Annotated in this window: 4 protein-coding genes; 3 read left to right on the forward strand and 1 reads right to left on the reverse strand. The window is 60.5% G+C overall.

The window, feature by feature from the left end; all coding sequences use genetic code 11:
* Positions 1 to 52 precede the first annotated feature (52 nt).
* Positions 53 to 6562: an NEL-type E3 ubiquitin ligase domain-containing protein gene (locus BFL40_RS31370; RefSeq protein ID WP_071487581.1), complete on the forward strand. Its 6510-nt coding sequence runs from the start codon at positions 53 to 55 to the stop codon at positions 6560 to 6562.
* A 45-nt stretch (positions 6563 to 6607) separates the two neighbouring features.
* Here the strand turns inward: BFL40_RS31370 and BFL40_RS31375 are convergent, their stop codons facing one another.
* A complete protein-coding gene (locus BFL40_RS31375; protein WP_071487582.1) occupies positions 6608 to 8020 on the reverse strand; it encodes an amino acid permease in 1413 nt (470 codons plus the stop codon).
* Positions 8021 to 8401: 381 nt separating this feature from the next.
* On the opposite strand from BFL40_RS31375, the gene BFL40_RS31380 reads away from it, so the two are divergent.
* Positions 8402 to 11545: a transglycosylase domain-containing protein gene (locus tag BFL40_RS31380; protein WP_235864721.1), complete on the forward strand. Its 3144-nt coding sequence runs from the start codon at positions 8402 to 8404 to the stop codon at positions 11543 to 11545.
* A gap of 36 nt (positions 11546 to 11581) precedes the next feature.
* On the forward strand, positions 11582 to 16459 hold the full coding sequence (locus BFL40_RS31385) for an NEL-type E3 ubiquitin ligase domain-containing protein (RefSeq protein WP_074851686.1): 4878 nt from the start codon (positions 11582 to 11584) through the stop codon (positions 16457 to 16459).
* Positions 16460 to 16480 lie beyond the last annotated feature (21 nt).

Raw genomic sequence — 16480 nt, forward strand, 5'->3', positions numbered from 1 at the left:
ACGGGGTGCTTCCATCTGCCTTCCACTTATTCAGTGAAAGGAGATGGTCACCATGCCTACCCGTCCACCGCTCAATGGCTTGTCGGGCGCCCTGCAGTCCCGCGAATCCTGGGATCGACAGCAAGCCCTGGAGTTCATCCGCCACACCGTTGCACGCGCACTCGCCAGCCTGACGCCCTCCCAACAGAGAGATTACGTCCGGCTGCAACGCGAGGCTCACGCAGCCCTCGCCGTTGTCGAGATCCAGAATGCGGCCATCATCAGTGAGTTCAAGACCCGCGGACTCGCGCAATTGCGCAGTAAGCTAGGCGGCCAGGACCCCGAGCAAATAAAGCTGCACACCCGCTACTTGGAAGTTATCGAGCCTGCGCTGCCGTGGGAGCCGGCGTTCGGTAAAGCCGAGGTGAACCTGCTTCAGAACCGTTTTCGACGCGCTTATGATGAATCCAGATACCGCCCCCACCTCTCCACGATGTCACTGTGGGACGCTGCCTGCCTGAACTTCGATTTCGCGACTGGCACGCCACAACAATCGGGCCACAGCTTTGTCGACGCGTCCTACCTGACCGGGGCCAAGGACTTGAGCGTCGCGCAGTTTATCGCAATCAGTCGTGACTTGGATTTGGGCGAGCAACTACAGGCCACTCTGCAAACGGCCCTGAAAAAAGACGGGAGGCTGGAGCGCGCACTGCAAACCAGCACCAAGGCCTGCCTGTTGTTTGAAGCCCTGGAGGCCTATCGCAACCGCGCCAGCACCGGGGTAACACTCAGGTTGTATGAGCAATTGACCCAGGCCATCGACGGCAGCGGCCCCGCCCTCACGTTTGAAACCCTGGGGATGAGCACCGGGGTGACCGTGTTACCCGCCGTGCCTTTCGTACCCTCCGGTGCGACCATCCCGGTACCTTTGTTGTTGATTCGGGTCGCCAGCCTTGGCGTGCTCTCGTATTTCCCTTTTCGCCCCGGCGGCGCGCTGCGCTATCACGACGACGCCGGCAGCGCCGCCGGCCACTTCGCTCAACAGCTCAAAGACAGCCATCGCGCCTTTGACCTGGGATGGTTTGCCCGCCAGTTACCCATGAACGAAATGCACGCGTTCAAAGGCTTGACCATTCCACAAAGCCCACCCGAGGGACTGAGCCCGGTGGCAGGCTGGCTGTACGACACGTTTCACCGCTGGTTCCCGGAGCAAGCCCTGGATGGCCTGCGCTTTACTCCGGACATCGAGCACGGTCGCAAGCACACCCTGGTTCAAGCGCTGACTTATCGAGAAGTACAACGCTACCAAGCCAATCTCTCGACCCTGGCCACCCGCCGTTCCGAACGCGACCTGCAAGCCGTTATCGACGGTGCGGCGCATCTCTTCGACGAGGTCCTGCAACTGCTTCTGACCCCCATGCCTGGTGGGGTGACCGGCCTGAACCGGGTGATGCAGGCAGCGGTATTCGGCAGCCTGACCTACAGCGTGATCGTCGGCGTCAATGAAGCCGCCAGGGGCGAGGCCAGCCAATTTGCCGGGGCCTTGGCCGACGTGATGGATATGGCCGTCAACGGCCTGCTGATCTCGACCGCCGGCCGTGTCCACCGCCAAAGAATCGAAGGGTTGTTGAGGCGGTTGGGCAGCCCGCGCAAAGTCACCGGCGGCGACGGTAACGCCATGTTATGGATGCCGGACATAGGCCCGGATGCCGCCCTCGATCAGAACCTGCTCAACGGCAAGACCGCCAATGCCCAAGGCGTCTATGCGATCAACGGCAAGCAGTACGCGCGGGTCAAGCATGGCGAGGCGCAGAGGGTCATGGAAATCAGCTACGACGCCAAAGCGATGCGCTTTACGCTCAAACCGGAAAACCCGGCGCACTTTGCCCCGCCCATTGTGTTCGACCCGTCGCTGCAAGCCTGGGTCCTGGACGTGAACGGCACCCACACGCTGTCGGACAGCCAATTGGTCGAGCGCATGCTGCCCGATGGCTCGGCCAGCGTTCCCATGTCAGATATCGAACAGATGCTGCGCAGTGTCGCGGCATCCCGCGCCGCCCTGGACGCCATCTGGGCTGGCAAAACAGCTCCTCTCCACGTAACCGAGGGCGTCAGGCGTTTACAGGCAGATCAGGTGATCAAGCAGATCACCCGTGATTTTCATCGGCGCGGGCACATGCCGCCTTATGCAGAGGAAGCCGTATTGAGCCTGCTGACCCAGTTGCCCGGCTGGCCGGTGGAGGCACAGCTCCAAGTGCATGACCAACACGGCCAGCGCCTGCAAACCTATGCAGGCCGCCAACCGCCAGCCAGCGGCGCTCACACCATCAAACTCAAGCGTCGCGACGACGGCACCTATGTCGGCCTTGACGACCCCGCTGCCACCGTTGTCTCCCAAGAGTCTCTCTTCGAGGCGATCCTTCGCCAATTGCCCACCGGTTCGATATTAGGCAAAGAAGGCAGCCCAAACCTGAGCGAAGCGCAGCGCATTGCCCGGCTGCGCCTGCAGATCAGCCAACGGGCACAAGCCGACCAACTGGCCCTGTTCAGCGCCCTGACCCGCTACGCCGAGCATACCCGCGACCAGGTGTCGGCCAACGACGATGCTCGATATTTTGTGCCGTTTCACCACGCTGCACCGCGCGTGGAAGTCACGCCGTTGCTGGAAAAGCTGCGAACACTTTATGCCCCTCTGACACCCGCCCACCTTGAATACCTGCTGGAGCGCACGCCCTTGAACATGACGCAACAGGCGAGCTTCCTGAATGATGCGAGCCTGCCTGCCGTGGTAAAAGACAACCTCGAGCACCACCGCATGGCCTTGCGCATTGATGAGGTGATCGACGGTCTGTACCACCCGCGCGCCTTCAACCCGGACACCGACTCCTGGGCACGTGAATTCGCCGCCAGCCTGCTACGCATCCGCTTCAACCGGGATTTCGTCGTCACCGAGATGGCGGATGAGAAAGCCATAAAGCCCTACATTTCCAGCGGCCCCGACGACACCACCGTGAATGTGCTGCACCACGGCCAAGGTGGCTACGAAGCCAACGACCTGCACAACGCCGGGCCGATTCCTGTCAGCCCGGCCAGCGACAGTTTTTACCTGGCCATCGGTTCCGTGTTGCAACCCCATGAACGAGTTGCGCTGGGCATGCATTCACCGATTGATGCCCAGGGCCTGCGCAACACCCTGGCAAACGCCATGAGCGCCCAGCGTAGCCCCGAAGGTTACATCAGTCTGCTTGACCGCTCTCTGGGCCAGTACGCCATGAGCGTGGTACTGCCCTTCGACGAGCCGCCCAATGCCACCGGTGTGTACGAACTGAATGGGCAAACGCTGCTGCCTCTGATGGGCTCGGTGTACTCGATTATCTTCGACACCAAGCGACTCAAATGGCGTCTCAAGCACCCGCAAAAAATAGGCGTCGACACGCCACTGCTGGAGCATAACCGCCGGGGTGCCTGGCGCCTGGCCAACGATAATCCGATGGCCTGGAATGACCACCAGCTGTTCTCACGCCTGGGCAACCACAACTTCAATGTTGACCAGACCACCGCCAGCCGGATCCTCAGCCTGACCGATACACCTGCCCGAGCCTTGCGTGAGGTGCACAGCACCCACCTGCCGCCACCGCCTTTGCTGAGTGACACCAGCAAACGCTTTCGAATCGAGCGCGAAATCCTTGCCTTCATCCAGGCCATGGCCACTTACTCAGGCACCGACACTGCCCGGCCTTCCCTGCAACTGCTGCTGGTCACCAGCCTGCCCGGCTGGCCCGACACCCATGCCCTGGTGATTGTCGACAGCCAAGGCGGCGTGCGCTCGCAATACCCGTCGAAAAGCCGCCTCGACGCTGAAAAAATTCGAATCAGTGAAGCCCAGAGCCGAGGCGCCGAGCCTCTTGGACCTATCGCACGCAACGATACCGTCACCAGCGCGTTGCTCGGCGAGTTGCCCACCAGCCAGCAAGAGCGCCTGTCCAAGCTGGCGAAAAAAATTAGCGAGTACGCCTACCGCGAGCGGGCACAACTGTTCAATACGCTGTACCTCCAAAGCGAGCCGCACGGCACCGCGCTGGAGCAACGGTTCAAGACTCACCATCCGGCACTGCCGCACAGTGCGGTCACGGCCATCCTCGAACAGGCCAGCCCCAAGGAACTCAAGCAACTGCAAACTCACGACCGAGTAGGCTTACGCCTGGCCGAACAGGCAAGGCTGACGGTCAATGACACACGTCTGAACCGTGCCTTTGAGGGCTTGTACCTCAATACATTAGCCAACCCAGACAGCGAGAAAATCACCCTGCACCTGCTTAAGTCCCTACCCGGCTGGCCGGCGACTTTACGCCTGGACATCCACGAAGGCAGCGACAAGGGCCGCCTGCTCGAAAGTGCCGGCCACCTGGACGGCAGCGAACGCAGAATCCTGGCCAGGCTTGGCGGTGGCTACCAGGCCTACGACAGCCAGGGCCGCTTGCTCAACGAGCCAGCTGACGCCCCCCATGACCTGCTGAGGTCGATCGTTCAGTTGTTGTCTACCGAACAGCGCAAAGCCCTGGAGGTTGTCGACGGTTTGGACATCACGCCGCTGCAACAGCGCATCGCCGAATTGGCGTTGAACCAGCGAGTTGCAATTAAGACCTTGCTCGGCCTGCCGCATATTCCGCCGTGGCTGCAACCACCGATGCGGGTCGACAGCTCGTTTCTTGCCTACCCTTTCACACTGCGCAACCTGTGGCCGTCCAGTGCCGATCAGCCGCCGACGGCTGACCTGGTCAGCAAGCTCCGTGAGCTGTATCCCAGCCTCAGCGCAGGGGTAGCCAACTATATGCTCCAGACACTGGGTTCAAGCGACCCCGCCAGGCTGATCGAGCTTGAACGCCGCAGGGCCGAGTACCAGGCACTGGACTACGGGTTGACTCAATGGGCCGAAGCGCCCCACGCCAACGATGCAGACGACCCTTTAGGGTTGAACCTTGGCCGTCGCCGCTACATCGCCCAGCACATTCGTAGCGCCTGGCGTATGGAAACTCGAAGGCCGCGCCCAGGAAGCATGTATGACATGCACTTTCTGGAATTGCAGCTGGACGGCAATGATCTGCCTGACCCCGACTTTATTCTGGGCACTCGCGGGTTCGAGCACATTGATCTGTTGAAAATTTCAGGGGAGGCTTTTCCGCCGACGGGCAATGCCTTTATAGGCAAGTTTTCCAACTTGTCGCATTTGCATGTTGATTGCAGGCTCACCGAACTTCCCGCCAGCATCACCGACATGCATACCCTTCGTTATCTGGACCTGGCTGAAAACGATATTGTCCTCACGCCAGAATCTCGCGAGCGCCTGGCCGGCATGACGCAATTGGTCCGCCTCTATCTGGACGACAACCCTCTGGGGTTGACGCCCGACGTCAGTGCAATGACTGAACTGATCAAGCTGGACTTACGTGGCACCGGGATCGACCAATGGCCCATCGGCGCCGAAAGCCTCTTTGGTTTGCAGAGCCTGCGCCTGGAGGAAAATCGCATCACCACGATCCCCGATGCCGTGTTCACCGACGTTCGGATGGAGCCTGCCAACGGGCATACGTTTCTCCATGATAACCCTTTGACCACCGAAACGCTGACCAGGATCACCCGATACCGCGAGCAAACCGGCATCCTCCTCGGCGGCGCTCTACCCGGTATCACCCATGCCCCTGTATCCAGCGCCGATGCAGGTCAGTGGCTGGCCGGTGTACCCGACGCGCAGCATGGCGCCCGCAAGCAGTTGTGGGAGCAACTGCAACAGAACGAGGGCGCTAGCCCGGATGATGCATTCCGCGTATTGGCGGACCTGAGCCAGTCCTATGCCTATACCCACAGCCCGTCCTCAAGGCAAACCTTGACCGACCGCGTCTGGCGCTTACTGGATGCAATGGGCGAGTCCACGGAGTTACGCGACACGGTTTTTCACAACACCTACGCAGCCGGCACCTGCGGCGACGGCGCCATACTGACCTTTATCGACATGGAGATCCTGCACAAACTGCATCAGGCAAAAGCCCGCCCCAACAGCAAAGAAGCTGACCGAGAGCTACTCGCTCTTGCCAAGGGGCTGTTTTACTTGCGTCACGTGGATTATCACGCCCAAAGGCGCATAGAATCCTTGTACGAATCCGGCCTTGACCCCGACGACGCAGAGGTAAAACTCTACTACCGACTCAAACTGCGCACAGAATTCAATCTGCCCGTACAACACGAAGAAATGCTGTATTCGGTGCAAGGATGGGTCAGCGAAAGGGACATCGGCAACGTCAGAACAGCGCTTATAGAGTTGAGCCGCACCGAAGCGCAGCAGACTGCGCTGTTAATGGAAGAGTTCTGGATTGATTACCTGGCCCGCAGCCTGCCGGAGCCATTCCAAACCATCGACGCAATAGCGGGGTATCAGATCATTGAGCTGAACCAACAGGTTGCGGACAAACGATCAGATGGCTACCTGGAAAAACGCCAAAACATCATCGACCAGAAAACTGCCGAGCTTGCCCGGCTGGTCAAGCAACTGACCCAAGCCGCGCAGATTGGCCAGCGAGCCGACTGACCAACCGCCTGGTGCACCGGTGAGGAACCGGCGCACCAAGCTCACTTAACGAGCAGTCGCTACAGCCGTATTACCGGGCTGCAATTTGAAGGCATAAAACAACACGGTCAGCAGTACCAGAAACGCCGGGCCCACATACAGCGCCACGCGCGTATCAGGGAAGTACGCCATCAGCCCCACCACCAGCACCAGAAATGCCAAGGCCAGGTAGGAACTGACCGGGTACAGCCACATGCGGTACTTGAGCCCCGCCTGCTCGGCCGGGCTCAGGCTTTTGCGGAATTTAAGCTGGGCCAGCAGGATCATCAGCCAGGTCCAGATCGCGCCGAAGGTGGCGATGGACGTCACCCAGACGAACACCTTGTCCGGCACCAGGTAGTTGAGCAACACGCCCAGCAACAAGGCGAAGATCGACAACAGCAGCGCCTTGCGCGGTACACCGTTGCTGGAGGTCGTACCGAACGCGGCCGGAGCCTGGCCGTTCTGCGCCAGGCTGTAGAGCATACGCCCGGTACTGAAGATGCCGCCGTTGCAAGACGACAGCGCGGCGGTGATCACCACAAAGTTGATGATACCGGCGGCAGTCTTGATGCCCAGGCGCTCGAAGGTCATCACAAACGGGCTGCCCTGGGTGCCGATTTCATTCCACGGGTAGATCGACAAAATCACGAACAACGCGCCCACATAGAACAGCAGAATGCGCCAGAACACCGAGCCAATCGCACTCGGGATGGTCTTCTGCGGGTTCTTTGCTTCACCGGCGGTAAGGCCGATCATCTCCACACCCAGGTAGGCGAACATCACCATTTGCAGGGACATCAACACACCCTGAACACCGTTTGGCATGAAGCCGCCATGGGCCCACAGATTGGAAATCCCCAACGCCACGCCGTCGTTACCAAAGCCGAACGCGATGATGCCAACGCCGCCGATCACCATCGCAATGATGGTGACGATCTTGATCAGCGCAAACCAGAACTCGAACTCACCAAAGGCCTTGACCGCAATCAAGTTGATCGTGCCCATGCTGATCAACGCCGCCAGGGCCCAGATCCAGCGCGGCGTGTCGGGGAACCAGACGCCCATGTAGACAGCGACGGCGGTGATCTCCGCAACGCAGGTCACCAGCCACAGGAACCAGTAGTTCCAGCCGGTAAGAAAGCCCGCCAGCGGGCCGAGATAGTCTTGGGCGTAACGGCTGAACGAACCGGCAACCGGGTTGTGCACGGCCATCTCGCCGAGGGCGCGCATGATCACCAGGATCGCCAGACCACCGATGATGTAGGACAGCATGATTGCCGGGCCGGCCATTTCAATGGCTTTGGCCGAACCGAGGAACAGGCCGACACCGATGCAGGCGCCGAGGGCCATGAGGCGAATGTGCCGTTCACCAAGTTCGCGTTTGAGCGGGCCGCCTTGAGCGGTCTCGCCATGGGGCAGTGGGTTGCCAACTGGCATAGGGGTACAACCTCATCTTGTTATTGGATTGTCCGTCGCGTTTCCAGGGCTCAGGCTGGTAAGCCTGTGCCCTTGCCGAAACCGGGGCCGCCTCATGGACGGGCCCTTCTTGCCGGGCAAGATCAGCGGGGCGTGCAGTATAAAAAGCCCTGGTCAGGGCCATTCACTATAAAAGCGGGCCAATTTAGGGGAAGTGCTCGTCAAAATGCAATTTTACAGGAGTATCTAACCTGTCTTGGGCGACAAAACGTCGCGGAGGACACCGTATTACGTCCTCTCATGGAATATTCCGATGCGAAAAATACAATTTCCTCACAGCCCGCTCCCAGCGACTAAGCTTCTAACAAGTCCGATCAATCTGCGTGAATGGATCAATCGACTATGGGCGCACTCTGGCAAACCGAATCGACCAAGGCTGCGAAACTACAAGGCAGTTCGGACCCAGCGCCTTTACCCAAAAATAAACCCAGGCCCTGTTATTGGTGCCGGCTGTTTTGGCTGATTTTACTGATAGCCCTGATCGCTTTGTGCTTTGCCGCCACCAAAGAGATGCGCACTTCACGCTTGCAGGCCCAGGAACTCAGCCGCCTGGCCCGTGAACTCACGTACCAGGTCAAGCCAGGCCCCAGCGACGCGATGGTTTATCCCGGCGCGGGGCCCTTCGACCGTCGCCTGGGTTACAGCGACCTCGGTATCTTCCTGCCACGCCTGCTCAAGCGCGGTTATGTGATCCAGGCCCAGTCGCGCTTTTCTACCGAGCTGATGGATTACAGCGCCAAGGGTCTGTTCGTGCCCTATGCGGAGAAGATCCAGGCCGGGCTGTCCATCACCGACTGCCGTGCCGTACCGCTCTACCACTACAACTACCCGCAACAGCTCTACGACAGTTTCGCAGCCATCCCGCCGCTGGTGGTCAACAGCCTGTTGTTCATCGAAAACCGCGACTTGCTCGACCCCGCACAGCCTCAGGCCAACCCCGCCGTCGACTGGCCGCGGTTTGCCAAGGCCGCGTGGTCGCAGGTCGCCAAACTGCTGCACCTGCCAGGCCAGAGTGCCGGCGGCAGCACCTTGGCCACGCAGTTGGAAAAATACCGCCACTCGCCGGATGGCCTGACGGTGTCGGGCGGCGAAAAACTGCGGCAGATGTTTTCCGCCGCCGTGCGCGCCTACCACGACGGGCCCGACACCTTGCCTGCACGCAAAAACATCCTGCGCGACTACCTCAATAGCGTGCCCCTGTCGGCAGTGCCCGGACACGGTGAAGTGCATGGCATGGCCGAGGGTTTGCGGGTGTGGTACGGCGCCGATTTCAACCGGGTCAACCAAGTGCTGCGCGGCCCCGTGAACGCGGAACAAGGCCTGGCCCTGCGCGAAGTGTTGTCGCTGATCATCGCCCAGCGCCGCCCCTCCCATTACCTGGCCAAGGGCCGCGATGAACTGGCGCAACTGACTGACAGCCACCTGCGCCTGCTGGCCCAGAACGGCGTGATCGAACCGGCGCTGTTGCAAGCGGCACTGACGAGCAAGGTCACTTACCGCGACTGGGTGCAACAACCCACCGTGCAGCCAATCGAAACCAACAAGGGCATCAGTGTGGCCCGCAGCCGTCTGGCCGCGCTGCTCGACCGGCCGCTGTACGACCTCGATCGTCTTGACTTGTCTGCCACCAGCACCTTGCAAGCGCAGTTGCAGGGCCAGGTCAGCGACTACCTCAAACACCTTGCCGACCCTGACTACGCCCGTCAGCTTGGCCTGCTCGGAGAACGCCTGCTGACCCCCACCAGCACTGCACAAGTGCGTTACAGCTTCACCCTGTTCGAACTGACCCCGGACGGCTCGCGCGTGCGGGTACAAACCGACAACACCGACCAACCCTTCGATATCAACGAAGGCAGCAAGCTGGAGCTGGGTTCCACCGCCAAGCTGCGGGTACTCACCACCTACCTGCAAATCATCAGCGAGCTGCACGACAAGTACGCCGCCCAAGCTCCCGCCGCACTGAAGAAAGTCACCGTGGATGATCAGGACCGCCTGAGCCGGTGGGCCTTGGACTACCTGATCCAGACGCCGGACAAATCACTGACAACAATGCTCGATGCGGCCCTCGATCGCACGTATTCGGCGAGCCCCGCCGAGAGCTTTTTCACCGGCGGTGGCCTGCATCACTTCCACAATTTTCGCAGCCAGGACAACGGCCGCAGCCCTAGCCTGCGCGATGCGTTACGCGAGTCGATCAACCTGCCCTTTATTCGCCTGATGCGCGACCTGGTGCGCTACTCCACCTATGCCGGCCCGAACAACAGCGCCGAGTTGCTCAAGGACGACAACGACCCGCGCCGCCAAGAATACCTCGCCGGTTTTGCCGACCGTGAAGGCACTACCTTCCTGCGAAAATTCTGGAAGAAGTATCAAAAGAAAGACACCCAGGCACGCCTCGAGACCTTCCTCGACAGTTTGCGCCCCACACCGATTCGCCTGGCTGCGGTGCATCGCTACTTGCTGCCCAACGCCAGCCAGGAGAGCTTCAACCTGTTCGTGCGCGCGCACCTGACGGGCGTCAAGATCACCGAAAAGCTCACGGATGAACGCCTGGAAAAACTCTACAAAAATTATGGGCCCGGCGCCTTTGACTTGCCCGACCAAGGCTATATCGCCAAGGTCCACCCGCTGGATTTGTGGCTGCTGGGCTACCTGCTCAACCATCCCGATGCAACGTTTACCGAGGTGGTCAAAGCCAGCCAATTCGAACGTCAGGAGGTCTACAGCTGGTTGTTCAAAAGTCGCCATCAAAGTGCACGCGACAGCCGAATCAGAACCATGCTGGAGATCGAGGCGTTCCTGGATATTCATCAGCGCTGGCAAGCGGTCGGGTACCCCTTCGACCATCTGGTGCCGTCCCTCGCCACCGCTATCGGTAGCTCAGGCGACCGCCCGGCGGCCCTGGCGGAACTGATGGGGATCATCCTCAATGACGGTGTGCGCCCCAAAGTGCTGCGCATCGACACCCTGCATTTCGCGGCCGGTACGCCTTACGAAACCCAGGTGGTCAACGACCCGGCGCCCGGCAAGCAGGTAATTCCCGTTGAGGTAGCCCGGGCCCTGCGCGGGGCCTTGTCCCAAGTGGTGGATGCCGGCACCGCCAAACGCGTGGCCGGCAGTTTCAAACTGGCCGACGGGACGCCGATGGCCATGGGCGGCAAGACCGGCACCGGGGATAACCGCATTGAGGCCATCGGCGCGGGCGGGCGGATTCTAAGCTCCAAATCCATCAACCGTACCGCCACGTTTGTGTTCTACCTCGGTGAGCATCACTTCGGCACACTCACGGCGTTTGTGCCCGGTCAATCGGCGGAGCATTTCACGTTCACCTCCGCATTGCCGGTTCAAGTACTCAAGGGCATGGCGCCAATCCTGATGCCGTATCTGCAACCCGGCATGTACACCCAATGCCTGCCCCCCGCACCAGCGTATGAACAGGCAACGAGCGCTAACCCGATAACACCTGGCGCCCTGACCGCCCAATAGGCTGATGACCTTGTCTCCTCTTCAAGGTCATCCACCATGCCTACCCCACGGGTACCTGATAAAGGCCCACACTACTCACTGATCAAGGAACGAGCGCCATCCTGGTTGCTCGGCACCTCATGGGCCAGGGCCCAGGCGCTCAGCACAACGCGCCTGTCCATCGAGCCCTGGCATCACCGGGCGTCCGCCGCGCTCAAGCAGGCGAACGCCCAGGCCTGGGTCACGCAAAACAATGTCGATGAGCGCCTCAAGGCGGTGCAGGACGTGTACGCGTTTGCCGAACCGTTGCTCATCGACGCATTGAAGAAACACTACGCCTTCGAGGAAAACGTTCGCGACACTTACCTCTTCCTGCACATCGCCAAAGGCACTGTCATCAAAGGCACCGCCAGTCGCACGGTGTCCTTGCTGGACGCCGCCGTGCAGAACTTTTCAAACCGCGAAACCTTTACCGACAGCTCCAGCTACATCACCCGCCCCGACGCGCGCGGGCACTTCATGATCAAGCCCTTCAAGCACCAGGTGAGCATCGCGCAGTTCATTGCCTTGTGCCGCAAGCTAGACCTGGGTGCGCAGTACCAACGCCATGTGCGTCAACACCTGTTGCCTGCCGAATTGAAAGCCCCGCTCATTGCCAGCCAACAGGCAGCTTTGGGCCTGGCCGCGCATATCGCCCTGGCCCGAGGGGACATCGAACCAGGCCAGTTTCACCTGCTGCAACGCACCCTCAAGGGTGAGCGCGGGATCATGCAATTCTATGAACTGAAGATGATGGACACGGTGCTGACCGGCATTCTTCTGATAGCGGCAGACCTGGGCTCAAGCACGTTCATCACACCCGTGCTCGCCTACACCCCCCATGACCCCGTGGCCCCCATTCAGCACTACACGAGCACCGTAGCCCTGATAAAGGCATTGCGCGAAAAACTGCGCGATACGAATTACCAGCGCTTCTTCAGCCAGTTTGTCGACCAGCAACAACGTGCGCACTTTTTCAACGGACTGGGCGGCGCCCATGTGCCGTTCGGTGCGCTACGCATCGATGGCGACCTGTGGACCTATCGCTACCAACGCAGTCTCGACAAGGTGCTCAACGACGCGCGCGTGCTGGCGGTTTCCACCGCCGACAGCGACAGCCGCGCACGCTGGGCCTGGTGGGATAGCGTCAGCGGCGCGCTTGAAGAAATCTTCAACGCGGCGCTGTTGGTGGTGACGCCATTTGTGCCGTTTCTGGGCGAGTTGATGCTGGCCTACACCGCCTATCAACTGCTGGATGAAGTGGTCGAAGGCGTGGTCGACCTGGCCGAGGGCCTGGCCGTCGAGGCTGCCGAAAACTTGGTGGGCGTGGTCAGTGATGTGGTGCAACTCGGCGCCTTTGGTGTCGCTGGGCATCTGGTGCCCTCGCTGTTCGTCAATCAGCTCAAAGCCGTTAAGGTCAATGGGCAGGCTCGCTTGTGGAACCCGGACCTGCGTCCCTATGCACAAAAAGACTTCGCATTGCCCGGCAACACCACACCCGACGATCTGGGACTGCATGCCCATGCCGGGCAACATATCCTGCCTCTGGACGGCGAACATTACGCCGTGACACTCGACCCAGAAAGTGGCGCCCACCGAATCCGACACCCCACACGCGCCGACGCCTATGCACCCTACCTCGAACATAACGGTCAAGGCGCCTGGACCCATGAAGCGGAAACGCCCAGAACCTGGGACACCCCCCAACTGATGCGGCGCCTGGGGCACTCGGTGCAAGACCTCAACGATGCTCAATTGGACCAGGTGCGCACCTTAAGCGGTACCGAACACGCAGTACTGCGCGCTATGCACGCCGACAACACCCCCCCGCCGCCCTTGTTGACCGACAGCCTCAAGCGCTTTCGCCTCAACGAAGAGGCGCGCCAGTTGCCCGAACGGATTCGCACCGGCAAGCCCGCCGACGAGCACACCTACTGGAGCGCGCAAATGGCAACCGAGTTGCCGGGCTGGCCGCAGGACCTGGCCATTCGCATATACGAAGGCCCCGCCACTCATGGCGACTCGCTGCTTTACGGCGCAAATGAACCCACACGTACGCTGCATATCACTCGTCAGGACCTGAATGCCGGCAAGCTTCCTGAGCGCCTGCTTGAAGTGCTCGACGAAGCGGAGCAACGCAGTGTGTTGAATACACTGCCGTCAGAGCACTTGGCGCGCATTGACGCACTGCGTCAACGCATGGCTGACCAGCTCGCCTCTCACCATCGTCAAGTTCTCGACTACCTGTACAACAACAGCGAATACCTTACCCACGCTGAAGAAGTCCTGGTACGTCAGGCCGTTCCCGGGTTACCCAAAAGCTTGATCCAACGCTTGTTGCAGCAGGCCAGGCCCGACGAGCTACAGATCATGAAAGAGCATCAGCGCCTGCCCCTGCGCCTGAAAAACCAGGCGACTGAGCTGTTGATCCACTCCCGCGCCACCCACGCCTATGAAGGCTTTTATCACCCCGCCCTAATGACAGCCGACAGCGAACAACTGCTGCTCAACACCCTCAAGCTGCACAGCGATGCCTTTGGCAGCCAGCGGGTGGAAGTGCGCAAACAAAGTTATCTGGGCGATCTACGTGCCACGGCCGGGCCAGGCAATGCCCGTGAGGTGCGCGTGCTAGTGCGGGATGATAACGGCCAATACGAGGTCCAGGATGACCAGCGCAACCGCCTGCACCCCGCTACGGATTTCTACAGCGCCGTGCTGCTGACCCTGCCCGCCGACACCCTCGCCGCCCGCGACGGCGCCAGTCTGCGCACTTGGCTGATGACACTGCTGGCACCCATCGAAGAACGCCGCACGACGCTGGCAGCGGCGCCACCGCCGGAGCGGAAAACCGAGACGCTGTTGCAAAAGCCCCGGTTCAAATGGGCCAGCAAATTGCTCGGCATCACCCCGCCTACGGTGGAGGAACGGGTCAAGGCGTTATACCCAAGGTTACGCGCCGACAAGGTGCTGGAAAGGGTGCAAACCTACAGCTCGGCCGAGGGTGAACCGGTGCTGCGCGCATTGGAGCGAGAAAAAAAGGCGCTGGCCCGTGAGCTGGATAACTGGATAAAAGCGCCCACCCAGCGCCACGAGGGCAACATCACCCGCCAGGAAGAAGAGCGCATGGTGCGTGTCCAACTGGCTCGTGCCCTGCGTCAAAGTTGGGAGAACGCCACCTGCGGCTATGTGGACAACTTCGGTGAGCGCCAGTCGGGTGCTCATTTGAACCTGGAAGGTTGGCCTCTGGGTCAATACCTGAAAACCATGCCGGGCCCGTGTGAAGGCTTTAACCGCATCACCAGCATGACAGTCACCAACAGTGCCTTCAGCGACGACCAAGCCGAATTCCTCTCGCTGTTCCCAAACGTGGTTGCCCTTGAACTCTCCAATAACCGCCTGACCTACCTGCCTGAAGCAGTAATGGCGATGCCACGCCTGGGCCAACTGGGCTTGGGCGAAAACCCTTTGGTGTGGGGCAGACACAGCCTGGATCGTCTGAAAAGACTAAGGCACCTCAAAGTACTGGACCTGTCCTTCAATCGCCTGATGAGCGAACCGCCCGATGTCGGCGGCATGCCGCATTTGCGTGAACTGTACCTGCGCAACACGTCCCTGACTCAATGGCCCGACGGTCTGTTCGAGGTCCAGCGTCCCGAACAGTTTTTCCTCGACCTGCAAAACACCGAGATCAAGACCGTGCCGCAATTCCTGCCTTGGCAACCTCAGGCGGAACTGGTGGCCCGCACGCGCCTGGATCGCAACCAACTGGGGCTGGACGATCAAGAGCGCATGGTCAGTTACCGGCTTGCCGCCGGCTTGGACCCTTGGCGCACTTACCCGCCACGCGGCGAGCAAGACAGCCGTTTCTGGTGGGACCACTTGGGTTCGGCTGAAAAAGCCCGGCGCCGGGCGCAATGGGATGAACTGGAAAACGAACACGGCTCCCAGGGCTTTTTCGACGTGCTGAGAAGTTTGCAACTCCCGGAATTTTTCGAGACGGACCAGGACGCAATCGACTACCGACTCAACCATAACGAGCTGACCGCCAACGTCTGGCGCATGCTGGACGCCATCCACCAGGACGAGGCCCTGCGCAAACGCTTCTTCACCATGGCCAGTACACCCGGCAACTGTGCCGACGCCAGCGCGCAGATCTTCAATAACCTGGGCGTGCAGACGCTGGTGCATGAAGCCTACAGCGCCCGCGCCGGGCTGACACCGCCTGCTTTTTCCGGTCGGCTGGCGGCGCTGGCCCGGCAAAAAGCGCGACTGGACATGGTCAATGCCATCGCCGAAGACGAAGTGGCCCGCCGCCTCACCCCCGCCGAGATGGGCGGCCCGGGCTTGCGGCTGACCACCGAGGTGATCGACGGCGTACCCGGCAGCGTGGACGAAGTACAGGTGCATGCCGCCTATCAAACCGCCCTCAAGCAACGGCTGGATTTGCCTTGGTTGGCCAGCCATATGGTCTATCGCGAGACCGCCAGGGTGGATGCGCAGATGATCGATGAGGCTTTCGAGCAGGTGACTCGCCGCGAACAGGGTGACGGCCTGATCAACCGCATGCTGAACGTGGATTTCTGGGACGAGTACCTCGACGCAACCTACGCCGATGAGCTGCAGCAAAACACCCGCTTCTATCAGGCCAAAGCCGAACAGGTCGACGATTTGCAACAAGCCCAACACGCGTGGGTGCAAGCCAGCAACGCAGCGCGGGAAGCCTTGCGTCAACCGCTCAAGGTGCTGGCGGATGCGCTGGGGGTTCCAGACGATGAGGTATTTATCGAGCAACCAATACCCCAAACCACGTGTGATCGTCTGCTGCTGGCGCTTGCGTCCGAAGAAAAGAATCTCGCCCGACGCCTGACCAGAGAAGCCCTAAAGCCCGTCAATTAAGAATCAGAGTCTCAGACATCC

Source organism: Pseudomonas costantinii, assembly GCF_001870435.1.
Lineage (GTDB): Bacteria > Pseudomonadota > Gammaproteobacteria > Pseudomonadales > Pseudomonadaceae > Aquipseudomonas > Aquipseudomonas costantinii.

Coding starts and splice junctions, on each gene's coding strand:
- BFL40_RS31370 (WP_071487581.1), top strand. CDS start 53: ATGCCTACCCGTCCACCGCTCAATGGCTTGTCGGGCGCCCTGCAGTCC.
- BFL40_RS31375 (WP_071487582.1), bottom strand. CDS start 8,020: ATGCCAGTTGGCAACCCACTGCCCCATGGCGAGACCGCTCAAGGCGGC.
- BFL40_RS31380 (WP_235864721.1), top strand. CDS start 8,402: ATGGGCGCACTCTGGCAAACCGAATCGACCAAGGCTGCGAAACTACAA.
- BFL40_RS31385 (WP_074851686.1), top strand. CDS start 11,582: ATGCCTACCCCACGGGTACCTGATAAAGGCCCACACTACTCACTGATC.